Source organism: Streptomyces sp. A5-4 (genome assembly GCF_051131715.1).
In the GTDB taxonomy this organism is placed as follows: domain Bacteria; phylum Actinomycetota; class Actinomycetes; order Streptomycetales; family Streptomycetaceae; genus Streptomyces.
On sequence record NZ_CP178591.1, the window covers coordinates 3,644,985 to 3,670,666 of the forward strand.

The 25,682-nt window shown below is 70.0% G+C and carries 24 protein-coding genes and 6 tRNA genes; 12 read left to right on the forward strand and 18 right to left on the reverse strand.

Features of this window, described 5'->3' with window-relative positions; all coding sequences use genetic code 11:
- Window positions 1-112: 112 nt before the first annotated feature.
- The 4 genes from ACLLJJ_RS16685 to ACLLJJ_RS16700 all read right to left on the reverse strand — a co-directional run bounded on the left by ACLLJJ_RS16685 (window position 113) and on the right by ACLLJJ_RS16700 (window position 2,188).
- Window positions 113-694, reverse strand: a complete 582-nt coding sequence (locus ACLLJJ_RS16685; RefSeq protein WP_434591817.1) for a hypothetical protein — start codon at window positions 692-694, stop codon at window positions 113-115.
- Window positions 695-948: 254 nt separating this feature from the next.
- Entirely contained in the window at window positions 949-1,311 is a 363-nt protein-coding gene (locus ACLLJJ_RS16690; RefSeq protein ID WP_434591820.1) for a fluoride efflux transporter FluC, read from the reverse strand.
- Window positions 1,312-1,342: 31 nt separating this feature from the next.
- Entirely contained in the window at window positions 1,343-1,798 is a 456-nt protein-coding gene (locus ACLLJJ_RS16695) for a fluoride efflux transporter FluC (protein WP_434591822.1), read from the reverse strand.
- Window positions 1,799-1,837: 39 nt separating this feature from the next.
- Window positions 1,838-2,188: a metallopeptidase family protein gene (locus ACLLJJ_RS16700; protein ID WP_283519346.1), complete on the reverse strand. Its 351-nt coding sequence runs from the start codon at window positions 2,186-2,188 to the stop codon at window positions 1,838-1,840.
- 57 nt (window positions 2,189-2,245) lie between these two features.
- On the opposite strand from ACLLJJ_RS16700, the gene ACLLJJ_RS16705 reads away from it, so the two are divergent.
- The 4 genes from ACLLJJ_RS16705 to ACLLJJ_RS16720 all read left to right on the forward strand — a co-directional run bounded on the left by ACLLJJ_RS16705 (window position 2,246) and on the right by ACLLJJ_RS16720 (window position 4,164).
- Window positions 2,246-3,802 carry a metallophosphoesterase family protein gene (locus ACLLJJ_RS16705; RefSeq protein WP_434591825.1) on the forward strand — a complete coding sequence of 519 codons (1,557 nt, stop codon included), beginning with the start codon at window positions 2,246-2,248 and terminating at the stop codon, window positions 3,800-3,802.
- 80 nt (window positions 3,803-3,882) lie between these two features.
- Window positions 3,883-3,955 (forward strand) — tRNA-Glu (locus tag ACLLJJ_RS16710).
- 40 nt (window positions 3,956-3,995) lie between these two features.
- Window positions 3,996-4,070: transfer RNA gene (locus ACLLJJ_RS16715), tRNA-Asp, on the forward strand.
- Between the two features lie 20 nt (window positions 4,071-4,090).
- Window positions 4,091-4,164: transfer RNA gene (locus tag ACLLJJ_RS16720), tRNA-Phe, on the forward strand.
- Window positions 4,165-4,206: 42 nt separating this feature from the next.
- Here ACLLJJ_RS16720 and ACLLJJ_RS16725 read toward each other — a convergent pair.
- The 3 genes from ACLLJJ_RS16725 to ACLLJJ_RS16735 form a co-directional block, all read right to left on the reverse strand.
- Window positions 4,207-5,049, reverse strand: a complete 843-nt coding sequence (locus ACLLJJ_RS16725; RefSeq protein ID WP_434591828.1) for a cytochrome c biogenesis CcdA family protein — start codon at window positions 5,047-5,049, stop codon at window positions 4,207-4,209.
- Window positions 5,046-5,858 carry a DsbA family protein gene (locus tag ACLLJJ_RS16730; protein ID WP_434591831.1) on the reverse strand — a complete coding sequence of 271 codons (813 nt, stop codon included), beginning with the start codon at window positions 5,856-5,858 and terminating at the stop codon, window positions 5,046-5,048. The genes ACLLJJ_RS16725 and ACLLJJ_RS16730 overlap by 4 nt, the downstream gene beginning before the upstream one ends.
- Window positions 5,859-6,096: 238 nt before the next feature.
- Window positions 6,097-6,624: a hypothetical protein gene (locus tag ACLLJJ_RS16735; protein ID WP_434591834.1), complete on the reverse strand. Its 528-nt coding sequence runs from the start codon at window positions 6,622-6,624 to the stop codon at window positions 6,097-6,099.
- Between the two features lie 170 nt (window positions 6,625-6,794).
- Here ACLLJJ_RS16735 and hrpA point away from each other — a divergent pair, with 170 nt between their 5' ends.
- The 3 genes from hrpA to ACLLJJ_RS16750 all read left to right on the forward strand — a co-directional run bounded on the left by hrpA (window position 6,795) and on the right by ACLLJJ_RS16750 (window position 11,210).
- The gene (gene hrpA / locus ACLLJJ_RS16740; RefSeq protein WP_434591837.1) at window positions 6,795-10,742 is read left to right on the forward strand and encodes an ATP-dependent RNA helicase HrpA; all 3,948 of its coding nucleotides are present in this window, start codon (window positions 6,795-6,797) and stop codon (window positions 10,740-10,742) included.
- 93 nt (window positions 10,743-10,835) lie between these two features.
- Window positions 10,836-10,910, forward strand: a tRNA-Asp gene (locus tag ACLLJJ_RS16745).
- A 126-nt stretch (window positions 10,911-11,036) separates the two neighbouring features.
- On the forward strand, window positions 11,037-11,210 hold the full coding sequence (locus ACLLJJ_RS16750) for a DUF6274 family protein (protein ID WP_434591840.1): 174 nt from the start codon (window positions 11,037-11,039) through the stop codon (window positions 11,208-11,210).
- Between the two features lie 510 nt (window positions 11,211-11,720).
- Here the strand turns inward: ACLLJJ_RS16750 and bldC are convergent.
- Window positions 11,721-11,927 carry a developmental transcriptional regulator BldC gene (bldC, locus tag ACLLJJ_RS16755; protein WP_003949541.1) on the reverse strand — a complete coding sequence of 69 codons (207 nt, stop codon included), beginning with the start codon at window positions 11,925-11,927 and terminating at the stop codon, window positions 11,721-11,723.
- A gap of 480 nt (window positions 11,928-12,407) precedes the next feature.
- Window positions 12,408-13,307: a hypothetical protein gene (locus ACLLJJ_RS16760; protein ID WP_434591899.1), complete on the reverse strand. Its 900-nt coding sequence runs from the start codon at window positions 13,305-13,307 to the stop codon at window positions 12,408-12,410.
- Window positions 13,308-13,482: 175 nt separating this feature from the next.
- On the opposite strand from ACLLJJ_RS16760, the gene ACLLJJ_RS16765 reads away from it, so the two are divergent.
- Window positions 13,483-14,574, forward strand: coding sequence for a Leu/Phe/Val dehydrogenase (locus tag ACLLJJ_RS16765; protein ID WP_434591902.1), 1,092 nt, complete (start codon window positions 13,483-13,485; stop codon window positions 14,572-14,574).
- Between the two features lie 278 nt (window positions 14,575-14,852).
- Window positions 14,853-15,104, forward strand: a complete 252-nt coding sequence (locus tag ACLLJJ_RS16770; RefSeq protein ID WP_283519331.1) for a DUF3073 domain-containing protein — start codon at window positions 14,853-14,855, stop codon at window positions 15,102-15,104.
- A gap of 158 nt (window positions 15,105-15,262) precedes the next feature.
- On the opposite strand, the gene purM is transcribed toward ACLLJJ_RS16770, so the two are convergent.
- The 9 genes from purM to purS form a co-directional block, all read right to left on the reverse strand.
- Window positions 15,263-16,357, reverse strand: a complete 1,095-nt coding sequence (purM, locus tag ACLLJJ_RS16775) for a phosphoribosylformylglycinamidine cyclo-ligase (protein WP_434591906.1) — start codon at window positions 16,355-16,357, stop codon at window positions 15,263-15,265.
- A 34-nt stretch (window positions 16,358-16,391) separates the two neighbouring features.
- Complete coding sequence (gene purF / locus ACLLJJ_RS16780) at window positions 16,392-17,918, reverse strand: amidophosphoribosyltransferase (RefSeq protein ID WP_434591909.1); 1,527 nt, start codon at window positions 17,916-17,918, stop codon at window positions 16,392-16,394.
- Window positions 17,919-18,195: 277 nt separating this feature from the next.
- Entirely contained in the window at window positions 18,196-19,011 is an 816-nt protein-coding gene (locus tag ACLLJJ_RS16785; protein WP_434591912.1) for an META domain-containing protein, read from the reverse strand.
- 129 nt (window positions 19,012-19,140) lie between these two features.
- Window positions 19,141-19,944: a sterol carrier family protein gene (locus ACLLJJ_RS16790; protein WP_434591915.1), complete on the reverse strand. Its 804-nt coding sequence runs from the start codon at window positions 19,942-19,944 to the stop codon at window positions 19,141-19,143.
- 9 nt (window positions 19,945-19,953) lie between these two features.
- Complete coding sequence (locus ACLLJJ_RS16795; RefSeq protein ID WP_434591918.1) at window positions 19,954-20,199, reverse strand: M23 family metallopeptidase; 246 nt, start codon at window positions 20,197-20,199, stop codon at window positions 19,954-19,956.
- Between the two features lie 576 nt (window positions 20,200-20,775).
- Window positions 20,776-21,288 (reverse strand): ArsR/SmtB family transcription factor, encoded by a 513-nt coding sequence (locus ACLLJJ_RS16800; RefSeq protein ID WP_434591920.1) that lies wholly within the window; start codon window positions 21,286-21,288, stop codon window positions 20,776-20,778.
- A gap of 95 nt (window positions 21,289-21,383) precedes the next feature.
- Window positions 21,384-23,672: a phosphoribosylformylglycinamidine synthase subunit PurL gene (gene purL / locus ACLLJJ_RS16805; RefSeq protein WP_434591923.1), complete on the reverse strand. Its 2,289-nt coding sequence runs from the start codon at window positions 23,670-23,672 to the stop codon at window positions 21,384-21,386.
- Complete coding sequence (gene purQ, locus ACLLJJ_RS16810; RefSeq protein ID WP_434591926.1) at window positions 23,669-24,349, reverse strand: phosphoribosylformylglycinamidine synthase subunit PurQ; 681 nt, start codon at window positions 24,347-24,349, stop codon at window positions 23,669-23,671. Before purQ ends, purL begins: the two co-directional genes overlap by 4 nt.
- Entirely contained in the window at window positions 24,346-24,597 is a 252-nt protein-coding gene (purS, locus tag ACLLJJ_RS16815; RefSeq protein ID WP_283519318.1) for a phosphoribosylformylglycinamidine synthase subunit PurS, read from the reverse strand. Before purS ends, purQ begins: the two co-directional genes overlap by 4 nt.
- 314 nt (window positions 24,598-24,911) lie before the next feature.
- Here purS and ACLLJJ_RS16820 point away from each other — a divergent pair, with 314 nt between their 5' ends.
- The 3 genes from ACLLJJ_RS16820 to ACLLJJ_RS16830 all read left to right on the forward strand — a co-directional run bounded on the left by ACLLJJ_RS16820 (window position 24,912) and on the right by ACLLJJ_RS16830 (window position 25,668).
- A complete protein-coding gene (locus ACLLJJ_RS16820; protein ID WP_283519317.1) occupies window positions 24,912-25,232 on the forward strand; it encodes a histone-like nucleoid-structuring protein Lsr2 in 321 nt (106 codons plus the stop codon).
- A 212-nt stretch (window positions 25,233-25,444) separates the two neighbouring features.
- Window positions 25,445-25,516 (forward strand) — tRNA-Gly (locus ACLLJJ_RS16825).
- A 79-nt stretch (window positions 25,517-25,595) separates the two neighbouring features.
- Window positions 25,596-25,668 (forward strand) — tRNA-Gly (locus ACLLJJ_RS16830).
- Window positions 25,669-25,682 lie beyond the last annotated feature (14 nt).

The window sequence follows — 25,682 nt, forward strand, 5'->3', positions numbered from 1 at the left end:
CCACGGGGCGCTCTTGCTCTCGTCTTTTGCGAGAACTCAGTGGCGCCGGGCAATGGGATCAAACGATCTATAACCATACGCACCCTCCCCCGGTTATGGCAAACCGGCCCTCCTACACCGGTCCCACCTGCGGTGATGCGGTCGGCTCGCGTGAACTGAAGCGCTGTTCGCCCATCCCGGCGGCCCTCATGTCGGCCGCCGGCGAAGCCGAGGGTCCCGGCGAGGTCGTCGGCGGCTCGGGGGTCGGCTCGGGCGGCGGCTCCGGGGTCGGAGGCTCCTGCGTCACCGGCGGCTTGGGCGGGGTGGGCCCGCCGCCCGTCGGCGTCGGTGTGCCGGGGCGCGGCGGCCTGGGCCGGGTGACGCCGTCGCCGGTCCCGGCGCCCTTGTCCGGCGGGTCGGCGGTGGGCCCGGTCGATGCGCCCGGCCCGGCGTCCGTGCCCTCGTCCCGCGGGCCGCCCTTGCCGTGCTTGCCGCCCTTGGCGTCCTTGCCGCCCTCACTGGTGGCCCCGTGTCCGCCCGTACGCCCCTGTTCGGTGCCGGACGACCCGGAGTCGGCGTCCACCTCGGCGACCGTCCCCTGCCGCGCCGCGGGACGCGTCGGCGAGGGCTTGCCCTCCTCGTCGCCCACACTCATGCAGCCTGCGGACGCCGCCACCGCGAGCGCGGCGGCGGCCAATCGGACAGGGATGTTCAACTGGCGCACTGGGCGGCACCTCCGGGGCACGGCGAACGGGGTTCACCTGTCCAACTCCCATTCACCCGCAAGGGACACGCGCCGGGCCCATCGGTTACCGCACGGGTCACTCCCCGGGGCGCGCGGAGACCACGGCTCGACGGCCACGGCCCCGCACGACGACCGGAGCGGCCGGGCACCACAGCGACCCGCCCGCCTCAGCACGCGGCGACGGCGGCAGCCCACGACGGCGCGCGGGGAGCGGCCCGGCCCCGCTACCGCAGCAGCCACCGCCCGAGCTCCACGCCCAGAAACACCGCGCCGAGCCCCACCAGCAGCGACACCGTCGCGTTCGCGGCCGCGAACAGCTTCCGGCCGCGTTCGGCCAACCGCAGCGTCTCGTACGAGAAGGTCGAGTACGTCGACAGCGCCCCGCACAGACCGGTCCCCAGCAGCGCGTACGTGGCCGAGGAGATCAGCGCGCCGGTCAGCAGCCCAAGGACCAGGCAGGCCGCCGTGTTGACCACGAACGTCCCCCACGGGAACACCGAGTCCTGCCGGGCCTGCACCGCACGGTCCGTCAGATACCGCAGGGGCGCGCCGACCGCGGCCCCGACCGCCACCAGCACCCAGGTCATGCGCCCCCCTCCGGCGCCACGGCCGGCGCCCTCACCGGGCCGCCGTCCGCGTCACGACCGACCGCGTCACCGACGCCGCCAGCCACACCGCGCCCAGCGCGGCCACGAAGGTCCCGGCCGCGTACGCCATCGCGGTGACCGCCGCGCCCTCCTCCAGCAGCCGCGCCACGTCCACGGCGTACGTCGAGAAGGTCGTGAAGCCGCCCAGCACGCCGACCCCGAGGAACGGCCGGAGCAGCGCGTGTCCCCGGCCCCGCTCGCTCACCAGCACCATCAGCACGCCGATCAGCGCACTGCCCAGCACATTGACGCCGAACGTGATCCACACGCTCCCCGGCCACAGCACCGCCGCGCCGTACCGGGCCAGCGCCCCGAGCGCGCCGCCCACCGAGATCGCCCCGAGGACCAGCCACTTGCCGCGCCCGCTGGTCTCGGCGCGCTGCGCGGGCACCCGGAGATCGACGTCCGGATCGATCGCGTCACTCATCGCGGACGCCCGCCCGTGACACCCGCCGCGCTCACCGGCTCACCCGTATCCCAGGGCGTGCAGCCGCGCGTCGTCGATGCCGAAGTGGTGTGCCACCTCGTGCACCACGGTGATCTCGGTCTCCGCGACGATCTCCTCCCGCGACGTGCACATCCGCAGCGTCGGACCCCGGTAGATGCTGATCCGGTCCGGCAGCACACCGGCGTACCACTCGCCGCGATCGGTCAGGGGCGTCCCCTCGTACAGCCCGAGCAGCTCGGGCTCGTCCTTCGGCGGCTCGTCCTCCACGAAGATCGCGACGTTGTCCATCAGCCGCATCAGCTCGGGCGGGATCCGGTCGAGGGCCTCGGCGACCAGTTCTTCGAACTCCTCACGCGTCATCTCCAGCACGGGCCCATTGTCGCCGACTTCCGCTTAGGGAGCCTTCCGCAAGGGAATACGGGAGCAATGGCCCGAGACCCTTTCCGTGCCACGTATGTCCGCGTACGACGCCACTACCGCTCCCAGCGCGCCTCCCCGACCAGCGCCCTCGTGCACGCCCCGCACCCCTACGAGCGGGCGCTCGGCCTGACGGCGGTGGTGCTGCTCGGCGCCTGGCTGGGGCTGCTGATCGTCGGCAGCGTCCGGACGCCGGTCGGCCCGATGGACACCAGCATGACGCTGCGCCCTTCGCTGTCCGGCGGCACCAAGATCAACGTCTCTCCGCTCGGCGCGCTCGAACTCAACACCCACATCGCCCCGATCCGCCTCGACGTGGACGTCGACCAGCTCGACCCGGTCCGCTCGCAGGCCCTGGTCGAGCATCCCGAGCGCCTCTCCGGCCTGCAGGGCGAGGTCACCGGTGACGTCTCCGCGGGCGCCACCGAACTGGCCGTGCGCTCCTGCGTCGCCGTCGTCTCCGGGGCCACCGCGCTGGGGCTGGCCGTCTACCGCCGCCCGCGCAAGGCACTCGCCGCGGGCGGCCTCGCGCTCGCCCTGCTCACGGCCTCGGGCGTCAGCGCGTACGTGACCTGGAATCCCAAGTCGGTCCTGGAGCCGAAGTTCTCCGGGTTGCTCTCCTCCGCGCCCTCCGTCGTCGGCAACGCGCGCAGCATCGTCGCCGAATTCGACGTCTATCAGAAGGAACTGGCGCGGCTCGTCACCAATGTGACCAAGCTCTACGACGCGACCTCGACCCTCCCGACGTACCAGCCGGACCCCGCTACGACGCGGGTGCTGCACGTCTCCGACATCCATCTCAATCCCGCGTCGTGGCACATCATCGGCTCGCTGGTGGAGCAGTACGACATCGACGTGATCATCGATTCCGGCGACACCATGGACCACGGCACCGGCGCCGAGAACAGCTTCCTGGACCCGATCCCGGACCTCGGCGCCCCGTACGTCTGGGTCCGCGGCAACCACGACTCGGCGGTCACCCAGCGGTACCTGCGCGGCCTCAAGGGCGTGCACGTACTCGACGAGGGCAGCGCCGTCACGGTGGGCGGTCTGCGAGTGGCGGGCACGGGCGATCCGCAGTTCACCCCGGACCGCTCGGTGGCGGCCGAGGGCGACCCGGCGGAACGCATGGCGGGCATCCGGCTCGCCTCCGCCCTGCGCGACCAGGAGCGGGCCGGCACCCCCGTCGACATCGCGGTCGCGCACAACCCGGTGGCGGCCCGCGAGACCGACGGCGAGGTCCCGCTCGTCCTGGCGGGGCACACGCACAACCGGAAGAACGAGGTCATGGAGTACGGCACCCGGCTCAGGATCGAGGGCTCGTCGGGCGGCGGCGGACTGCGCGCGCTGCAGAACGACAAGCCGGAGAAGGTCCGCACGTCGGTGCTCTATCTGGACCGTACGACCAAGCGGCTGCAGGCCTGGGACGAGATCACGCTGGGCGGCCTGGGCCTGACGACGGCCGAGGTCAGCCGCCACCTCCCGGAGGAGAACCGGCCGGGGGCCGAGCCGCCCCCCGACGCCTCCCCGGAGTCCTCTCCGGGCTCCCCGTCCGACGCTCCGTAAACCGTTTTGGCGATAGCTCCCGACATCCCATATGCTTCTCAAGTCCCCGACGCGCTGTGAAGCGCGCAGGTGGGCCCTTAGCCCTCATCGTCTAGTGGCCCAGGACGCCGCCCTTTCAAGGCGGTAGCACGGGTTCGAATCCCGTTGGGGGTACGCACAAACCGTGTGCGAGACTGAGTCTCGCACCACGCCAGGTCCTGTGGAGCAGCTTGGAGTGCTCGCCACCCTGTCAAGGTGGAGGCCGCGGGTTCAAATCCCGTCAGGACCGCTGCAACCGTAAGGCTGCGTGGCTGGGTAGCTCAGTTGGTACGAGCGATCGCCTGAAAAGCGATAGGTCGCCGGTTCGATCCCGGCCCCAGCCACTACACATCGAAGGCCCCGTCCGGTGGACGGGGCCTTTCGCGTCACCCCTCCTCCACCGCTTCCCGCGCCCTGCGCCGCCAGGCGCGCAGGGCGAGCACCAGGCCGGCCAGGGCCACCACACCGGCCAGCAGCGCCGCGTCGGGCACCGCCCCGCCGAGGCCGTTGGCCCACTCCTCGATCGCGAACGAGTCGTCCACGTCGAGCAGTCCCGGCAGGGCCGTCGTCCCGTCGAAGACGAGGAAGAGCGTGCCGAGCACGATGAAGAAGAGCCCGGAGAGCAGCGAGGTGGTGTGCGGCTCGAAGCGTCCCAGGGTGAGCGTCCGGCCGCGCAGCCACTGCCGCTTGCCCAGGTCGAAGCGCTCCCAGAGCAGTGCGAGCAGGAACAGCGGTACGGCCATGCCCAGCGCGTAGACGGCCAGCAGCAGTCCGCCGTAGACCGGACTGCCGCTGACGGCCGCGACGGTGAGGACGCTGCCGAGGATGGGGCCCGCGCAGAAACCGGCGAGACCGTAGACGGCCCCCAGGGCGTACACGGACACCGCGGTGGTCGGCCGGATCCGCCCGGAGAGCGCGGCGATACGGCGTGACGCGAAGCCCATGCCGAGGATCTGCGCGACGCCGAGCACGATGATCAGCCAGCCGCCGAACAGCACGAGTTGGTCGCGGTGGCCGTAGAAGAGCCGGCCGGCGTACGAGCCGGCCGCGCCCAGCGGCACGAGGGTGGTGGCGAGGCCGGCGTAGAAGATGCCCGTCCTGGCCATCAGGCGTGACGTGGAGTCGATGGAGTACGCGAAGAAGGCGGGCAGGAGCAGGGCGCTGCACGGGCTGAGCAGGGCGAGCAGGCCGCCGAGGAAGGCGGCCAAGTACCCGATGTCCGGGCTCACTTGTCGTCCTTCGCCTTCTTTTCCAGCCCGGCGCCCTTCGCCGCCTTCGCCGCCGCCTCGATGGCCTGGGTGAAGACCTCGGCGGGCTGGGCGCCGGCGATCGGCCTGCCGTTGACGAGGAAGGACGGCGTGGAGGTGGCGCCCAGTTGGTACGCTTCGTCCTGGTCCGCCTTCACGGCCGACTTGGCGGCCTCGCTCCCGGTGTCCTCGGTGAAACGGCCGAGATCCTGCACCCCGGCCTCCTCGGCGAGCGCCTTGAGGCGGCCGTCGCCGAAGCCCTTCTCCTTCGCGCCGTCCGCGTACGCGGCGGCGTGGAACTGCCAGAAGCGGTCCTGCTGCCCGGCGGCCCAGGCGCCGCGCGCCGCCGCGTCCGACTCCTTGCCGAAGATGGGGAAATTGCGCCACTCGATGCGCAGGGTGCCGTCGTCGACGTACTTCTTCACCAGGTCGGGCTCGGTGTCGCGGGCGAACTTCCCGCAGTAGCCGCACTTGAAGTCGGCGTACTCGATGAGGACGACGGGCGCGTCCGCCCGGCCCTGCGCGAGGGAGTCCTTGGCGTCGCGCCTGGCGAGCTTCGCCAGTTCGGGATGGACGCCGGCCTGCGGGTCGGCGGACACCTCGGCGGCCGGGGAGTCGTCGGCGGCGGCCGAGGAGGTGGCCTCGGGCTTGGTGGCGCTGTACGAGGCCACGCCGAGGAGGACCGCGGCGGCGGCGACGCCCGCGCCGATGGCGAGGCCGCGGCGGGAGGTCTTCCTGGGGGCGGGCTTGGCGGCGGTCTTGGGGGTGGGCTTGCGCTCGGGGGTGCTCATGGGTGTTCCGGTACTCCTGAACAGGATGTGGGCGCGCTGGGCGCCGGAGGCGTGGGAAGTGGCGGGGCGCGGCGGCCGGGCGGGCGGCGCCACGCAGGGCGGGCCGGGCACGGCGCCGGTCACGGGGAGGTGCGGACGGTCCGCGCGCCGGACCTGCCGGGCGCGGAGTGGCACCGGCTCGCACGTCGGCCCGTACGGCCGCGTGGGCCCATTGCTGCGGGCCCGGGGCGGGCGAGGCCTAGACGCGCAGGACGGAGAGGTCTATCGGGGACGGCGGGTCGAGCGGCGGTGGCCCGCGGTCGGGTTCGACGGTCGGCAGCACGGGGGCGGTACCCCACGGGCCCGAGGCGGCGCGGGCGTCGTAGAGCGCGTGCAGCAGCTCGTACGAAGGGGAACCGCGCGCCGGGGTGCCGGGACCGGTCCCGCTGTCGCCCCCGGGGCTCTTGCCGCAGCCGGGCACCCGCTGTTCGCCGACGGCGGCCGGGGCGGCCTCGGCCGCGGACTCGAACGCGGCTCCGGGGAGGGCCTGGGCGGTCGGCCCGGCGTCGGGCGCGCTCGCTCCGGCCACAGTCACGGCCTCGGGCGCACGCGCGTCAGCCGCCGCGAGCCGCGCGTCGGGCCCCGTCGCGGGCCCCGTCGCGAGCCCCGTCGCGGGCCCCGTGGCCGCCGTCGCGGACCCCGAGCACATCAGCAGCGCGAGCAGCGCACCCAGCAGCACGCTCACGGCGACCGCGCCGCGTCGCCGCGGAGTGCCGGCACGGGGCATGGGCTCGGCCTCTCCTCGGTGGGCGCGCGGGGTGCGCGGGTGCGTACGCGTCCCGAAAGACTAGATGCTGCGCGGGCGGCCGTATCTCCCGGGTCCAAACCGCCGCGAAACGGCCACCCGGAAAAATGGGTTCGCCACTCACGAGCGACGGGTGAGATCCTCAGTGAGGTATGTCTACTTCCTTTGCCGACCTCCAGACCGTGCTCGGAGGGCTGCCGCTCCGCGACGCCCACCGGCTCGGCCGCCGTCTCGACGGCGCCCGTCGCATCCGTAACCCCGAGGCCCAGCAGGCCGCACTGGACGAAATCGCGGCCGAGTCCGCTAAGTCCGCGGCCCGGCTGGCGCAGCGTGCTGCCCGCATGCCCAAGATCACGTATCCCGAAGAGCTGCCGGTCAGCCAGCGCAAGGACGACATCGCGGCGGCGATCAGGGACCACCAGGTCGTGATCGTCGCGGGCGAGACCGGCTCCGGCAAGACCACGCAGATCCCCAAGATCTGTATGGAGCTGGGGCGCGGGGTGAAGGGCATGATCGGCCACACCCAGCCCCGCCGGATCGCCGCCCGTACCGTCGCCGAGCGCATCGCGGACGAGCTCGATACACCGCTCGGCGAGGCGGTCGGCTGGAAGGTGCGGTTCACCGACCAGGTCAACCGGGACGCGACCTTCGTCAAGCTGATGACGGACGGCATCCTGCTCGCCGAGATCCAGACGGACCGCGAGCTCCTCGCGTACGACACGATCATCATCGACGAGGCCCACGAGCGGTCCCTGAACATCGACTTCCTGCTCGGCTATCTGGCCAGGCTGCTCCCCAAGCGCCCGGACCTCAAGGTCGTCATCACCTCGGCGACGATCGACCCGCAGCGCTTCTCCCGGCATTTCAGCGACGCCCCGATCGTCGAGGTCAGCGGTCGTACGTACCCGGTCGAGGTCCGCTATCGGCCGCTCCTGGAGGACGACAGCGAGGATGTCGACCGCGACCAGATCAGCGCCATCGCGGACGCCGTCGACGAGCTCCAGCACGAGGGCCCCGGCGACGTCCTGGTCTTCCTCTCCGGTGAGCGCGAGATCCGCGACACCGCGGACGCCCTCAACAAGCGGAACCTGCGCCACACCGAGGTCCTCCCGCTGTACGCACGCCTCTCGCACGCCGAGCAGCACCGCGTCTTCCAGCGCCACACTGGTCGCCGGATCGTCCTCGCCACCAATGTGGCCGAGACGTCCCTGACCGTCCCCGGCATCAAGTACGTGATCGACCCCGGCACCGCCCGCATCTCGCGCTACAGCCATCGCACGAAGGTGCAGCGGCTGCCGATCGAGCGGGTCAGCCAGGCCAGCGCCAACCAGCGCAAGGGCCGCTGCGGCCGTACGTCCGACGGCATCTGCATCCGGCTCTACTCGGAGGACGACTTCGTCACCCGCCCGGAGTTCACGGACCCCGAGATCCTCCGTACGAACCTGGCCTCGGTCATCCTGCAGATGACCGCGGCCGGCCTGGGCGAGATCGAGAAGTTCCCCTTCATCGACCCGCCGGACCACCGGAACATCCGCGACGGCATCCAGCTCCTCCAGGAGCTCGGCGCGCTGGATCCCACGCAGAAGGATCCAAAGAAGCGGCTGACCGGGCTCGGCCGCAAGCTCTCCCAGCTGCCGGTCGACCCGCGGCTGGCCCGGATGGTCGTCGAGGCCGACAAGAACGGTTGCGTACGCGAAGTCATGGTGATCGCAGCCGCGCTCTCCATCCAGGACCCGCGGGAGCGGCCTGCCGAGAAGCAGCAGCAGGCCGACCAGCAGCACGCCCGCTTCAAAGACGAAACGAGCGACTTTCTCGCCTATCTCAACCTGTGGCAGTACGTGCGCGAGCAGCAGAAGGAACGCGGTTCGTCCAACTTCCGCCGGATGTGCAAGACGGAGTACCTCAACTTCCTGCGCATTCGTGAATGGCAGGACATCTACGCGCAGCTGCGCACGGTCGCCAAGCAGATGGACATCCACGTCAACGAGGCTGTGTCCGATCAGGGGGCTCCGCCCCCGGGCGCGCCGGAGCAGGCCATCCACACCTCGCTGCTGGCCGGTCTGCTGTCGCACGTCGGGCTGAAGGACACCGAGAAGAACGAGTACGTGGGCGCCCGCAACGCCAAGTTCGCGATCTTCCCCGGCTCGTCGCTCTTCAAGAAGCAGCCGCGCTTCATCATGTCCGCCGAGCTGGTCGAGACCTCCCGCCTGTGGGCGCGGGTCAACGCCAAGGTCGAGCCGGAGTGGATCGAGCCGATCGCCGGGCACCTGCTCAAGCACACCTACAGCGAGCCGCACTGGGAGAAGGACCAGGCGGCCGTCATGGCGTACGAGAAGGTCACGCTGTACGGCGTGCCGATCGTCGCCCAGCGCAAGGTCAACTACGGGCGGATCGACGCGGAGACGAGCCGTGATCTCTTCATCCGCAACGCGCTCGTCGAGGGCGACTGGCGCACCACGCACCAGTTCTTCCACGACAACCGCAAGCTCCTGACCGAGGTCGAGGAGCTGGAGCACCGCGCGCGGCGCCGCGACATCCTGGTGGACGACGAGACGCTCTTCGACTTCTACGACCAGCGCATCCCCGAACACATCGTGTCCGGCGCGCACTTCGACTCGTGGTGGAAGACCAAGCGGCGCGAGGAGCCCGACACGCTCGACTTCGAGCGCTCGATGCTCATCAACGAGAAGGCCGGGGACGTCTCCAAGGACGACTACCCGGACTCCTGGCGCCAGGGGAAGCTCAAGTTCCGGGTGACCTACCAGTTCGAGCCGGGCGCGGACGCGGACGGCGTGACCGTCCACATCCCGCTCCAGGTCCTCAACCAGGTGTCGTCCGACGGCTTCGACTGGCAGATCCCCGGCCTGCGCGAGGAAGTGGTCACCGAGCTGATCCGCTCCCTGCCCAAGCCGATCCGCCGCCACTACGTGCCCGCGCCGAACTACTCGGGGGCCTTCCTGGACCGGGCCGTGCCACTCCAGGAGCCGCTGCCGCTGACGCTGGCGCGCGAGCTCAAGCGGATGGTCGGGGTGCCCGTCTCCGCCGAGGACTTCGATCTTGGCCGGGTCCCGGACCACTTGAAGATCACGTTCCGGATCATCGACGAGCGCCGCAAGAAGCTCGCCGAGGACAAGGACCTGGAAGCGCTCAGGCTGGCGCTCAGGCCCAAGGCCCGCAAGGCGCTCTCCCAAGCCGCGGCGGCGACGCCCGGGCCGACGGGCGAGTCCGTCGAACGTACGGGCCTGACGGACTGGACGATCGGCTCGCTGAGCCGCGTCTTCGAGACCCGCAGGGCCGGGCAGCCCGTCAAGGCGTATCCGGCCCTCGTCGACCAGGGCGAGAGCGTCGCCGTACGCCTCTTCGACACCGAGGCCGAGCAGCAGCAGGCGATGTGGCGGGGCACCCGCAGACTCATCCTGCTCAACATCCCGGTGAACCCCGCCAAGTTCGCCTCGGACAAGCTCTCCAACCAGCACAAGCTGGCGCTGTCCCGCAATCCGCACGGCTCGATCCAGGCGCTCTTCGAGGACTGCGCGACGGCCGCCGCCGACAAGCTGATCGCGGACCACGGCGGTCCGGCCTGGGACGAGGAGTCCTTCCGGAAGCTGTACGAGAAGGTGCGTGCCGACCTCGTCGACACGACCGTGCGGACGGTGAACCAGGTGCAGCAGATCCTGGCCGCCTGGCAGGCCTGTGAGCGCCGTCTGAAGGCCTCGACCAGCCTGGTCCTGGTCAACAACGTCAGCGACGTACGCGACCAGTTGGCGACCCTCGTGCCGCCCGGCTTCGTCACGCGGACCGGGCTGCGCAGGCTGCCCGACCTGATGCGCTATCTCGTCGCGGTGGACCGCCGGCTCCAGCAGATGCCGACGGCCGTGCAGCGCGACACCACGCGCATGGAGAAGGTCCACGAGATGCAGGACGAGTACGCCTGGCTGCTGGAACAGATGCCGCAGGGCAGGCCTGTTCCCCGGGAGGTGCTGGACGTCCGCTGGATGATCGAGGAGCTGCGGGTGAGCTACTTCGCGCACGCTCTGGGCACCGCGCAGACCATCTCCGACAAGCGGATCATGAAGGTGATCGACGCCCTGGCGCCGTAACGGAGCCTTCGCCGGGAGCGAGTTCGACCGCACCCTCTGACCTGCTGTACAGTCTGTCTTCGCAGCGCCGCGCAGTACGGCAAAGCGAATCAAGGTCCTGTGGAGCAGCTTGGAGTGCTCGCCACCCTGTCAAGGTGGAGGCCGCGGGTTCAAATCCCGTCAGGACCGCAGTGAAGCAGTGAGGGAAGGCCCGGATCCGCAAGGATCCGGGCCTTCTTGCGTCTTGACGCCGTCAGCGGTCAACCGGTACCCAGAAGGACAGGGCCTCAGGGGGGCCCGCACCGGAAGTGGCGCATGGCGGCATCCGAAGTCAGGGTCAGACATGGGGCGCGCGCGCTGCTGCGTGCCCATCTGGCGGCCGCGTCGGGGTATCGACATCTCGGCAGGCACTGCCCGATCTGCCGTCGGCTCCTGCGGCTCGCCCTGGAGCACGAGCCGGCCCGGGACGAAAGTCCCCCGCCCCGATGACCAACGGCGCTGCACAGCCTCACTCGGCAGTGGCAGGCTCGGAGTTGGCAAGACTTTTGCCGTGTGACGGGAGTCACCGAAAGAGTTTCGGGAACGGGTCAACTTACTCCCCTCCTACAACAGGTCAATTTAATATGTGCAATTGCACCACCCTGCGGAGGCCGCCCGAGGGTCGAGTGCGGGAGGGGCAGGGACCGCCACGAGGTGGCCGCGGGGCCGCCCGCAGCACCCCCGGAACAGGTCGGCGCGAGGTCGCCCCGCAGGTCACAGCGCGGCCGCTCGGGGCGCTCCCAGGGCATGGCCGACAGCCCGCCCGGGGGCATGGCTCAGGGCATAAAAAAGATCGCGCTGGACCCGGCGGAGTCCAGCGCGATCGACGGCGCACCCGTGCTGCATGGATGTGGAGCCCGTTGGGGCGGACTCCTGCCGTTTGGTGCTCAAGTGGGCTTCCCGGGTTGGGGGGCCCGGAAGATGCCCGTTAATGCGGGGTTGTGCGGGTCATGCGGTTGTTCAGGCCTCGCTGCGCTGCTGCGGAATACCCGCAAGCAGTGCGCGGACCTCTGCCTCGCGGTAACGCCGGTGTCCACCAAGCGTGCGGATGGACGTGAGCTTGCCAGCCTTTGCCCAGCGAGTGACCGTCTTAGGGTCCACGCGGAACATCGTGGCGACCTCAGCCGGGGTCAGCAGCGGCTCGGCGTCAGGGGTGCGAGCGGTCATGAGCGGCCTCCTCGGGAGAACCGAACCATCACGGTTCTTTCCTCTAAATTCTGCACCTTGACCCGCGTTGCCCGAAATGGCGGACGCGGGCCGAGTCGGTTATAGGACGAACGGCTTGTCCTCGGCACTACAACTACACCATCCGTCCAGCCACGTCGGCCAAACCGATGGAATTGCCCTCCCAGGTGTTCATCAGCGACGAAGCCGATGGACCATGCCATAGCGGACAGTCACACCACGGTGACGATCAGTCACAGAGCGATCAGGAGCCACCAGACCCCCCATAGCGCGCAATGCCGAGATTTCCGCCCTTACTTGGACGGAAGGAGCCCCTACCGGACTCCTTGTCCTATTTTGGCATGAGGATGGGGGATGGGCGCAAGAGCCCGCTAAGTGCTGTCCGTCACGCTTGAGTCAAAGGCCCGGATCAGGACCTACGTCCCGGCCCTTCGGCCCGCCGGCCGCGTTCCCCGGAGCCACTCAGTTCGCGAACTGACGCTCCCGCACCGTCCGCCACCGCTCCATCAGCCGCTCGTACGCCTCGCCGGCCCCGGCGCCGTCACCCGCCCGCAGCGCCGCGATCCCCTCGGCGACGTCCGCCGCCGACACATCATCGGCGAGGTGCTCCGCCGGAAGCGTGTGCACCAGGCCGCCGTAGTCGAGCTCGACCAGCGACCGGGGATGGAACTCCTCCAGCCAGCGCCCCACATCCACCAGGCGATCCACCAGCCCCCCGATGAGCAGCACCTCGACGCCGCCCTCGCTGTCGCCCGCACCACCGTCGCCCCGGCCCTCGCCGAGCAGCTCCCGCAGCGCCTTCAGCGCCCGCGCCACCCGCCGCCGCGCCTGCACCATCGGCGTCCGGTAGCTCAGCGTCGGCGCCGAGCCCTCCCGCGCCTTCGTGTACGTGCGCTCCTCGCCCGCGAACAGCGCGAACCAGCTCACCGGCACGTGCCACACCGAGCTCCTGATCCACGGCCGCGCGTCCGGATTGCGCTCCAGCCACCGCTCGAAGTCCGCGGCCGCCTGACGGCGTACGACGGGCGGCAGCGCCGCGTCCAACATCGGCTCGGGAAACAGCTCGGGAAGCTCCTGGAGGGCCAACCAGCCCCGCAGACGGGTGCGCCAGGGGCAGACACACACCACCCCGTCCAGCTCGGCGACGAACGCGTCCCCGCTCTCGTGCACCGGCACCGCGACCGGAGGTGTCGGCAGCAGGTCGGCCAGGGAGCGCCGCAGCTCGTCCTGGGCGGTGGGCAGGTGCCCGCGCCGCGCGTAGCCCGCCCAGTGCTCCCGCTCGGGCTCCGGGAAGGCCGCCAGCGGTTCGTACACCCGCAGATACGAGACGTACGGGACGGTCACCGATGACGCCTGGGCCACGCCTGCTCCTCACTCGGACGGATCGGACGGAGGGGAATCGTCCCACGGGCACCGCGCCGGGGGGTGATCCTGGGCACTGCGGTCATCAGGGGGTCCGCCAGGTTCTACGCTCTTGCCCATCAGCCCTCCCCACCCGCAGGAGGGCATCGCCGCTTCGTATTTGGGAGTCACCACCGTGACCGACTCAACCGGCAGCGCTGTCGACGTACTGCACACCCTGTTCCGATCGGAACAGGGCGGCCACGAGCAGGTCGTGCTGTGCCAGGACCGAGCCAGCGGCCTCAAGGCCGTCATCGCCATCCACTCCACCGCCCTGGGCCCGGCCCTCGGCGGCACCCGCTTCTACCCGTACGCGTCCGAGGAAGAGGCCGTCGCCGACGCCCTGAACCTCTCGCGCGGGATGTCGTACAAGAACGCCATGGCCGGCCTCGACCACGGCGGCGGCAAGGCCGTGATCATCGGCGACCCGGACACCGTCAAGAGCGAAGAGCTGCTGCTGGCCTACGGCCGCTGCGTGGCCTCCCTCGGTGGCCGGTACGTGACGGCGTGCGACGTCGGCACGTACGTCGCGGACATGGACGTCGTGGCGCGCGAGTGCCAGTGGACGACCGGTCGCTCCCCCGAGAACGGCGGCGCGGGCGACTCGTCCGTGCTGACCGCCTTCGGCGTCTTCCAGGGCATGCGGGCGAGCGCCCAGCACCTGTGGGGCGACCCGACGCTGCGCGGCCGCAAGGTCGGTGTCGCCGGCGTCGGCAAGGTCGGGCACCACCTCGTCGAGCACCTCCTGGAGGACGGCGCCGAGGTCGTGATCACCGATGTGCGGGAAGCGTCCGTACGCCGCCTCACCGACCGGCACCCGCAGGTGACCGCGGTCGCCGACACCGAGGCACTGATCAGGGTCGAGGGCCTCGACATCTACGCGCCGTGCGCCCTCGGCGGCGCGCTCAACGACGAGAGCGTGCCGGTGCTCACCGCCACGGTCGTGTGCGGAGCTGCCAACAACCAGCTCGCACACCCGGGCGTCGAGAAGGATCTCGCCGACCGCGGGATCCTCTACGCGCCCGACTACGTGGTGAACGCCGGCGGCGTGATCCAGGTCGCCGACGAGCTGCACGGGTTCGACTTCGACCGGTGCAGGGCGAAGGCCGCGAAGATCTACGACACCACGCTGGCAATATTCGCACGTGCGAAGAGTGACGGCATTCCTCCGGCCGCGGCGGCCGACAGGATCGCCGAACAGCGGATGTCCGAGGCACGCGGACGCTGACATTCGGCGGGGCCGGCCCGACGGCGGGGAGAGATGCCTCACGCCGCTCGGCGGGTCGGCCCTCCAGAAGAGGTTAAAATCGCGGTTGACCAGCGAGTACAGGGCATCTCGCGGGTTCTGCACCGGGGCATGTCATGCGGGCGGCGTACCGTATGGCCGCGGAAGCAGGTACCGTTGAAGTCCTGCGGACCGGCCTCTCCGAGGAGAGACCGTTCCCAACCATGAACGGGTGTCAAGACTCTGGGGCCATCGAGCCCCGTCACCGAGGGGGTCGAGCCATGGGGCGCGGCCGGGCAAAGGCCAAGCAGACCAAGGTCGCCCGCCAGCTGAAGTACAGCAGCGGCGGGACAGATCTGTCGCGTCTGGCCAATGAGCTGGGCGCTTCGACTTCGCAACAGCCGCCGAATGGCGAGCCGTTCGAGGACGACGACGAAGAAGACGACCCGTACGCACAGTACGCGTCGCAGTACAACGACGACGGGGACGAGGACGACCAGTCCGGCCCCTCGGCGCAACGTCGCGGCGCTTGACGTCGTACAGCTTCATCACCTGACCCGGTCCGGGGCGCGAGCCCGGGACCGGGTTCTGTGCTCCCCGCGGGGGCTGTGCTTTCCCCGCGAGGACATGGTTCACGGTGCCCTTCAGCGGCTTGTCGGGGTCTCCCCGACAAACCGCCCGCAAGGTGTCCTCAGCGTGAATAGGTGCCGGTCAGCGTGGCACCCTCGCGGTGCTCGCCCCGCTCGGTGATCTCTCCTGCGATCCAGGCGTCCACTCCGCGGTCGGCGAGGACCGAGAGGGTCACGTCCACCGACTCCTCCGGGACGACGGCCATCATGCCGACGCCCATGTTGAGAGTCTTCTCGAGCTCCAGCTGCTCGACGTTGCCCGTCTTGCCGACGAGGTCGAAGACCGCGCCGGGGGTCCAGGTCGAGCGGTCCACCGTGGCGTGCAGGTGCTCGGGGATCACCCGGCCGAGGTTGTTCGCGAGACCGCCGCCCGTGATGTGGCTGAAAGCGTGCACCTGGGTGGTGCGCGTGACGGCCAGGCAGTCCAGCGAGTAGATCTTGGTGGGCTCCAGCAGCTCCTCGCCGAGCGTCCGGCCGAACTCCTCGACCTCGCGGTCCAGCGACCAGCCGGCCCGGTCGAAGACCACATGCCGCACCAGCGAGTACCCGTTCGAGTGAAGACCGGAGGACGCCATGGCGATCACCGCGTCCCCCTTACGGATACGGTCCGCGCCCAGCAGCTGGTCGTACTCCACCACTCCCGTGCCGGCCCCCGCGACATCGAAGTCGTCCTCGCCGAGCAGACCCGGGTGCTCGGCGGTCTCCCCGCCGACCAGGGCGCAGCCCGCGAGGACACAGCCCTCGGCGATGCCCTTGACGATCGCCGCGACACGCTCGGGATGCACCTTGCCGACACAGATGTAGTCGGTCATGAAGAGCGGCTCGGCGCCACAGACGACGAGGTCGTCCACGACCATGCCGACGAGGTCGTGGCCGATCGTGTCGTACACGCCCATCTTGCGGGCGAGATCGACCTTCGTGCCGACGCCGTCGGTGGCGGAGGCGAGCAGCGGACGCTCGTAGCGCTTGAGCGCGGAGGCGTCGAAGAGGCCGGCGAAACCGCCGAGGCCGCCGAGGACCTCGGGGCGCCGCGTCTTCTTCACCCACTCCTTCATCAGCTCGACGGCGCGGTCGCCGGCTTCGATGTCGACGCCCGCGGAGGCATAGCTGGCACTGTTGCCCGCTTGCGGAGCATGCTCAGAAGATTCAGGAGGCATGGCGCTGGGAACTTTCGTGTCGTGAAACGGGGCGTTACGGGCGGCGGAGCGCGTCGGCTGCGGCCGTGTTGGCCGGGCCCGCGGCCAGCTCGCTCTCCAGGAGCTGCTTACCGAGCAGCTCCGGGTCGGGCAGGTCCATCGGGTACTCACCGTCGAAGCAGGCACAGCAGAGGTTCGGCTTCGGGATGGTGGTCGACTCGATCATCCCTTCGAGGGAGATGTACGAGAGGGAGTCCGCACCCATGGAGGTGGCGATCTCGTCGACGGACATGCCGTTGGCGATCAGCTCCGCGCGGGTGGCGAAGTCGATGCCGAAGAAGCAGGGCCACTTCACCGGCGGGGACGAGATCCGGATGTGGATCTCGGCCGCGCCCGCCTCGCGGAGCATCTTGACGAGGGCGCGCTGGGTGTTGCCGCGGACGATCGAGTCGTCGACGACCACCAGGCGCTTGCCGCGGATGACTTCCTTGAGCGGGTTGAGCTTGAGGCGGATGCCCAGCTGGCGGATCGTCTGGGACGGCTGGATGAAGGTCCGGCCGACATAGGCGTTCTTGACCAGTCCGGCGCCGAACGGGATTCCGCTGGCCTCCGCGTAGCCGATGGCGGCCGGCGTGCCGGATTCCGGCGTCGCTATCACCAGGTCGGCTTCCGCCGGTGCTTCCTTGGCGAGCTTGCGGCCCATCTCCACCCGGGAGAGATAGACGTTCCGGCCGGCGATATCGGTGTCGGGACGAGCCAGATAGACGTACTCGAAGACACACCCCTTGGGCTTCGCTTCCGCGAATCGGGAGGTGCGCAGTCCGTTCTCGTCGATGGCCAGCATCTCGCCGGGCTCGACCTCACGGACGTAGGAGGCGCCGCAGATGTCCAGGGCGGCGGACTCGGAGGCCACCACCCAGCCGCGCTCCAGACGGCCCAGGACGAGCGGGCGGATGCCCTGCGGGTCCCTGGCCGCGTACAGCGTGCCCTCGTCCATGAAGACGAGGGAGAAGGCGCCCATCACCTGAGGGAGAACCTTTGCGGCGGCTTCCTCAATGGTGAGCGGCTTGCCGTCGTCGTCCGTCTGGCCGGCCAGCAGCGCGGTGACCAGATCGGTGTCGTTGGTGGCGGCGACCTGCGTCGCGCGACCGTTCTCCTTGGGGAGGTCGGCGACCATCTCGGCGAGCTGCGCCGTATTGACCAGGTTGCCGTTGTGACCCAGCGCGATCGATCCGTGCGCGGTGGCACGGAAGGTCGGCTGGGCGTTCTCCCACACCGAGGCTCCGGTGGTGGAGTAGCGGGCATGGCCCACCGCGATATGACCCAGGAGGGAGCTGAGAGATGTTTCGTCGAAGACTTGCGAGACCAGTCCCATGTCCTTGAAGACGAGGATCTGGGACCCGTTGCTCACTGCGATGCCCGCGGACTCCTGTCCACGGTGCTGCAGGGCATACAGTCCGAAATAGGTGAGCTTGGCGACCTCTTCGCCCGGAGCCCAGACACCGAAGACGCCGCAAGCGTCCTGGGGGCCTTTCTCTCCGGGGAGCAGGTCGTGGTTGAGTCGTCCATCACCACGAGGCACGGCACCCAGTGTAGGCGAGATCGACCACTGGTCCGAATTGGGGACGCGGACGGGCGCCCACCTGGGGCGGAGCGGACGGTTCCGGGCAATGTCCGGATCGGGAGTACGACAGGGTGTGCGCCGGAACCGCCCGCTTTGCGCGGGTACCGCGGGAGCGAGGTGGGGTGGTGGTGCGGGTGGGTGCGTATCGCGGGGCGCCCGTCGGGCCGCGGCACTCAGTGCCACCAGGTGATTCCGGAGGGTCCGCGAAGCGGGTGATCTCCGGCCCCCGGAGCCACTACTTCCGCTGAGCGGCCCTGGCCTGCAGGCCCTCGCCGCCCGCGGCGGTGAGTGACAGGGTGGATCCCTTGATCTCGTAATCCGCCTTGCCGCCAAGGATCTTGAGCAGGGCCCGCTCGGTCTGCATGGCCTCCGGCACGCACATCTTCCGGGTCGTCGCCACCTTGGAGAAGGTGATGGTGGACCCGGCGACGGCCGCCTTGCCGCTGAGGTTGTTGCAGCTGGTGCTGCCGCCCACCGAACCGTCCTTGTCGAAGGTCAGCTCCGCCTTGCCCGCCGTGTCCGAGGGCAGCGAGGTGACGCTCTTGCCCTTGATCAGCGATTCCACGTTCCACCTCGTTCCGGTGAGCTCGGCGTTGGGCTCCGGGGGCTTGGCCGACATCGCGATGCTGTCGCCCTTCGGCGTCGTCAGCGTCAGGCGGTCGTCGGCCACCTTGCCCTTGAGCTTCCCGGTGAAGGCGGCCTGCAGGCTTCCCTCGAACTTCTGGATGTCCTTCTCGCAGGCCATCTCCGTGGACTGGACCGTGCCGACAGTGACCGTGTCGCCCTTGACGGCGGCATCGGCTCCGAAGGAATTGCAGCCGCTGTTGCCGGAGGCGCGGCCCTTGTCGATCGTGACCCGCGCCCCTTCGGGCGCGGGCATCTTCTTGCCGTCCACGGTCACGCTCTCGACGGCCCAGTCGATCCCGGTGACGGCCAGATCCGGCTTTACGGTGCCGTCGCTTCCGGCGTCCGATCCGGTGTCCGTTCCGCAGGCGGTCGCGGTCAGGGCGAGGAGGGCCAGGGCGGTGGCGGGGAGGCATGTGCGTGACATATCCATGGCGATGGGACGGGGCGAGTGGTGGATCCGGTTCCACTTGGGGGCCGGGGGCGCCGCGCGTGGCCGGCCCGGCAGCGGAGCGTGGCGGCCGGGAAGGGCGCAGCCCGCCGTGGGCCGGGCCCGTTAGCCCAGGAGCGGCAGCAGCTGCGCGAGGTCCGCCCGCTCTCCGCTCGCGCCGACCTTCGCCTCGGCCCGTGCCTCCGCCCACCCCAGCCGGCCCGTCGCCAGCCGGATCCACGTCAGCGGGTCCGTCTCGACCACGTTCGGCGGGGTGCCGCGCGTGTGCCGGGGGCCCTCCACGCACTGCACCACCGCGAACGGCGGGATGCGGACCTCCACCGAGCCGCCCGGTGCCTTCACCGCGAGCGCGTCGGCGAGCAGCCGTGTGCAGGCCGCCAGCGCCTGGCGGTCGAGGGGGACGGCCAGGCTCGCTGCCCGGTTCAGGTCGTCCGTGTGGACGGTCAGCTCCACGGTGCGGCTGACCAGGAAGTCGTCCAGGCGCATCGCGCCCGGCCGGGCCGCGACGAGCCGGTCGTCCGGCGTCGCGGCCAGCAGCTCGACGACCCGCGCCGCCGTGCGGTCGAGCAGCGCGGACAGCGCACCGGGGTCCGGGGCCGACGCGGCGATGCCCTTGGTGTCCTCGGAGATGTCCCCGGCGTGCTCGGCCGTCGCGAACGGCCATTCCAGCAGGGCCAGTTCCTGCTTGAGTGGGGTCGGCCCCTCGATGTTGCGGCTGATCGTCCCCACGACCATGGTGAGATGCGCCGCCAGCTCGTGGACCGTCCAGTCGCCCAGGTGGGTGGGCAGCGCGAGCTGCTCGGGCGTCAGCGCCCGGAACGCCTCCCGCACATGGTCGATCTGGGCGAGGACGGCGGCGCGGGTCTTCGCGGGGTCGTAACGGCGCGTGCGCTTCTGGGCCGGAGGCATGAGCCGACATTAACTGCTGGATCCGACACCGGCGCCGATCACCGTGAAATGCTCGCCGTTGCGCGGGACTCCGACGCCGGTCCAGGTGAACGGGATGCCGTGGGAGGTGTCCGGGTCGGGGCCGTCCATCAGCTGGAAGTGCGGATGGGGCTCGGTGGTGTTGCCGGAGTTGCCGCACCGGGCCAACAGCTGGCCGCGCTCGACCCGGTCGCCGGGGCCGACGGTCAGTGAACCCTGCTGGAGATGCGCGTACATGGCCCGCATCTCCCCCTCGGCAAACAGGTTGGTAGAGCGCCGCCGGAAGCGAGTTGCGGCTGAGGTGGTCACGCTGACGGTCGGCGGCCCGTACGACCGTCCCCCCGGCCACCGCCGGCAGCGGGGCACCGAAGGCGGGGAACGCGGCGGGCCGCCGGACGACCGGCCAGAGCCAACCGAAGCCGGGGCGGGTGGCGGAGCCGGACCCGGGATCCGGCTCGGCCACGATGTCGATCGCGAAGGTCTGGCCGTACTGGTGCGTGCCGTGGCTCGGGGTCTTGCCCGCCGGGCTGTTGATCGCCGGCCAGCGGCCCGTGACCGGCGGCGCGACCTCGACCGGGTGCGCGGCCCGGCCCGCTGTGCGGCGGTGGGCGATGCGGCCCCGGGTGAGGGTGACGGCGTACGCCGCGACCAGGGGCAGCGCCACCCACCCGAGGGCGAACGGGTAGTCGACGAATACCGCTCCGACGACGAGTGCGAAGAACGCCACCGCGAGGCAGCGGTACAGGTTCGCGAACAGACGTGCCGCAGTCACGGTTCCCCCTTGATCGCAGGGTTATCGGAGTTGCGGGGTCGTCAGGAGGCCGCGGCCAGCATCACCAGCAGCGGCACCACCCGGCCGGCGGGCACCTCCCAGCGCCCTCGCGTGGCCGTATGCAGCCAGCCCGCGCCGGTCAGTTGGCGCAGGTGGTGGTAGATCTGGCCGGTCGTGCCGACCTCGTCGAGCTCGGTCAGCTCGGCCGCGGTGCGACGGCCGGCGAGGATCTCGCGCAGCAGCCGCAGCCGGACCGGATTCCCGAGCGCGGCGAAGGATTCGGCGGCCGGTGCCCAGTCGGTGTCCAGGACGCCTTCGGTGAGCGCGCCCTCCTGCCACTCGTAGCGCTCCCCCGTCGGCAGCCGCACCGCCCCGGTGAACAGCACACCGCCGTCGGTGGCTCCGGCCCCGGCGAGCAGCGCCCTGAGCCCTTCGAGCGCCCAGAATTCGTCGCCGAGGCCCACCGCCGGGGTGCTCCCGGCGGCTTCCCCGTCCGTGCTCTCCAGCGCCACGATCCGTCGTTCCAGCTCCGCGACGCGCTGCTCAAGCTCCATGAGGCCGATTTTACGTAATTACGTAATCCCGCACAAGGGGGAGACGACAGTGCCCCCGCCCGAACGGTCCGGGCGGGGGCACTGCGCTCGTACGGTCAGGCGCTGGTGGTGTCGGCGAACAGGCCCGGGATCGTCTCCTCGTGCGCCGTCCGGAGCTCGCTCAGCGGAATGCTGAACTCGCCCTGCACCTCGACCTCGTCGCCGTCCACGACACCGATGCGGGTGACCGGCAGGCCACGCGCCCCGCACATGTCGTTGAACCGGAGCTCCTCGCTGCGCGGCACGGACACGATCGCCCGGCCCGCGGACTCGGAGAAGAGGAAGACGAACGGGTCCAGCCCGTCCGGCACGACCAGCCGCGCCCCCTTCCCGCCCCGCAGGCAGGACTCGGTGACGGCCTGGATCAGGCCGCCGTCGCTCAGGTCGTGCGCCGCGTCGACCATGCCGTCGCGCGAGCCCGAGATCAGGATCTCGCCAAGCAGCTTCTCGCGGTCCAGGTCGACCTTGGGCGGCATGCCGCCGAGGTGGTTGTGCACGACCTGGGACCAGGCGGAGCCGCCCAGTTCCTCGTGGGTGTCGCCGAGCAGGTAGAGGAGCTGGCCCTCTTCCGCGAAGGCGACCGGGGTGCGCCGCGTCACGTCGTCGATGACGCCGAGCACCGCGACGACGGGTGTCGGGTGGATGGCGGTCTCGCCGGTCTGGTTGTAGAGCGACACATTGCCGCCGGTCACCGGGGTGCCCAACTGCTGGCAGCCGTCGGCCAGTCCACGACACGCCTCGGCGAACTGCCACATGACGTCCGGGTCCTCGGGGGAGCCGAAGTTCAGGCAGTCGGAGATGGCGAGCGGCTTGGCGCCGGACGCGGCGACATTGCGGTACGACTCGGCCAGCGCGAGCTGCGCGCCGGTGTACGGGTCGAGCTTCGCGAACCGGCCGTTGCCGTCCGTCGCGATGGCGACACCGAGGTTGGTGTCCTCGTCGACCCGGACCATGCCGGCGTCCTCGGGCTGGGCGAGCACCGTGTTGCCCTGCACGAAGCGGTCGTACTGGTCGGTGATCCAGGACTTCGAAGCCTGGTTCGGTGAGCCGACCAGCTTGAGGACCTGCTCGCGCAGCTCGGCCGAATTCGCGGGCCGTGCCAGCCTGTTGGCGTCGTCGGCCTGCAGAGCGTCCTGCCAGGACGGGCGGGCGTACGGCCGGTGGTACGTCGGGCCCTCGTGGGCCACGGACCGCGGCGGTACGTCGACGATCTGCTCGCCGTGCCAGAAGATCTCCAGCTGGGTGCCCTCGGTGACCTCACCGATGACGGTGGCGATGACGTCCCACTTCTCGCAGATCTCCATAAAGCGCTCGACCTTGGCGGGCTCCACGATCGCGCACATGCGCTCCTGCGACTCGCTCATGAGGATTTCCTCGGGCGAGAGCGAGGAGTCGCGCAGCGGAACGGTGTCCAGCTCCACGCGCATGCCGCCGGACCCGGCCGAAGCCAGCTCCGAGGTGGCGCAGGACAGACCCGCGCCGCCGAGGTCCTGGATGCCGTCCACGAGGTCCTCGCGGAAGATCTCCAGGGTGCACTCGATGAGGAGCTTCTCCTGGAAGGGGTCGCCGACCTGCACGGCGGGACGCTTGGTGGGCTTCGCGCCCGCGGCGCCGGCCGCTGATGCATCCGTGAAGGTCTCGGACGCGAGGACCGAGACGCCGCCGATGCCGTCGCCGCCGGTCCTGGCGCCGTACAGGATCACCTTGTTGCCGGGGCCGCTGGCCTTGGCGAGGTGGATGTCCTCGTGCTTCATGACGCCGATGCAGCCGGCGTTGACCAGCGGGTTGCCCTGGTAGCACTCGTCGAAGACGACCTCGCCGCCGATGTTCGGCAGGCCGAGGCAGTTGCCGTAGCCGCCGATGCCGGAGACGACACCGGGCAGCACACGCCTGGTGTCGGGGTGGTCGGCCGCGCCGAAACGCAGCGGGTCCACGACGGCGACCGGGCGGGCGCCCATCGCCAGGATGTCGCGGACAATGCCGCCGACGCCCGTGGCCGCGCCCTGGTAGGGCTCGATGTACGAGGGGTGGTTGTGCGACTCGACCTTGAAGGTGACGGCGTAACCCTGGCCGATGTCCACCACGCCGGCGTTCTCGCCGATGCCGACGAGCATCGCGTCGTTCGGCGGGACCTTCTCGCTGAACTGCTTGAGGTGGACCTTGCTGCTCTTGTACGAGCAGTGCTCGGACCACATCACGGAGTACATGGCGAGCTCGGCGCCGGTCGGACGGCGCTCAAGGATTTCGCGAATGCGCGCGTACTCGTCCTGCTTCAGGCCGAGTTCGGCCCAGGGCTGCTCGGCGTCCGGGGTCTCGGTCGCGTGCTTGACCGTGTCGAGGCTCATGCGTTGACCAGCTTCTTGAGGATCGAGGTGAAGAATCCGAGGCCGTCGGTGCGCCCGGTGCCGACCAGCGGGTCCACGGCGTGCTCCGGGTGCGGCATCAGGCCGACGACATTGCCCGCGGCGTTGCTGATGCCGGCGATGTCGCGCAGCGAGCCGTTCGGGTTTCCGTCGAGGTAGCGGAAGGCGACCCGGCCCTCGGCCTCCAGCTCGTCGAGCGTGTGCTCGTCGGCGACGTACCGGCCGTCGATGTTCTTGAGGGGTACGGAGATCTCCTGACCGGCGGCGTAATCGGCGGTCCAGGCGGTCTTCGCGTTTTCCACCCGCAGCTTCTGATCACGGCAGATGAAGTGCAGGTGATTGTTGCGAAGCATCGCGCCGGGCAGCAGGTGCGACTCGGTCAGCACCTGGAAACCGTTGCAGATTCCGAGGACCGGCATACCGGCCTTCGCCTGCTCGATGACGGTCTCCATCACCGGCGAGAAGCGCGAAATCGCCCCGGCCCGCAGGTAGTCGCCGTAGGAGAAGCCTCCCGCGAGCACCACCGCGTCGACCTGCTTGAGGTCCTTGTCGCGGTGCCACAGAGAGACCGGCTCGGCGCCCGCGATCCGGACGGCGCGCAGGCTGTCCCGATCGTCGAGCGTCCCTGGGAAGGTGACGACTCCGATGCGAGCGGTCACTTCGACTCCTCCACCTTCACGGTGAAGTCCTCGATGACGGTGTTGGCGAGGAAAGTTTCGGCCATCTGATTGATGCGGGCGAGGGCGGCGGCATCGACCGGCCCCTCGACCTCCAGCTCGAAGCGCTTTCCCTGACGTACGTCCGCGATTCCCTCGAAGCCAAGCCGGGGCAGTGCACGCTGCACCGCCTGGCCCTGCGGATCGAGAATCTCGGGCTTGAGCATGACGTCGACTACGACGCGTGCCACGGGCACTCCCGGTGGTGGTGTGGTGCGTAAGGCGGTTCAGTCAGCGTACCCGCCCAGAAAATCTACGCGGGTAGATATCGGTTGACTCCGATCACGTTCCGGTATCGGCGGCGACAACCCGGGGGAAAATCGAGGAAAAAATGAGCGCACCCGATTGCGCACGGACACGCGGATGAAATTAACTGGGCTTCACAATGCAATGCTTGTCGTTGTACAAAGGAATAGCGACAAAATCAGCATTGCCGAAAATCCGCCGGATGGCCGGTGTCGCCGCACGTCAGACGCGGTGTTACCGCAGGAAAGGACCGATATCCGTGGCTCAGCGCGTCGTGGTCACGCTCTCCGACGACATCGACGGAGGGGAAGCAGCGGAAACGGTCACGTTCGGCCTGGACGGGAAGTCGTACGAGATCGACCTGAATCCCGCCAATGCAAAGAAACTGCGCACCTCCCTGGAGCCGTTCCTGGAGGCGGGCCGAAAGCAGTCGAGGTCCGGCAAGGTCTACCGGCACACCGACGTCGCTCCCGATCCGGCGGCGGTCCGCGCCTGGGCCCGCTCGCACCAGATGGACGTGCCGGCCCGCGGACGTATCCCGAAGAAGGTCTACGAGGCCTTCACCGCGGCATCGGTCTGAGGTCCGTGAGTCGGCCGCGGTCCCCGGACCGGTGACCGCGGCCGACTCACGGACCGAGGTCGCGCGGGAGCCCGGCAGCGGTCCGGCCGAGGGCCGTCCGGCGCCCGGCCGGGGAGTGGCCGAAGCACCGACTTGCATTGCACCCCTGAACGTCGGCTAGAGTTCGGAGCACGCCGAAGGGCAAGGCCGAAAAGCCGGGCCCCAAGCAGCGTGCGGGTGTAGTTCAGTAGTAGAACATCCCCCTTCCAGGGGGAAGGCGCAGTGTGCAATTCCTGTCACCCGCTCTGCATCGCTCACCGACCACTCCGGTGGATCCGGTAGGATGATGCTCGCACCGCCCTCAGGTTCAGGGCCGGTTGCAATGCGGACGTAGCTCAGTTGGTAGAGCGCAACCTTGCCAAGGTTGAGGTCGCCAGTTCGAACCTGGTCGTCCGCTCAGTGAAGCAAGAA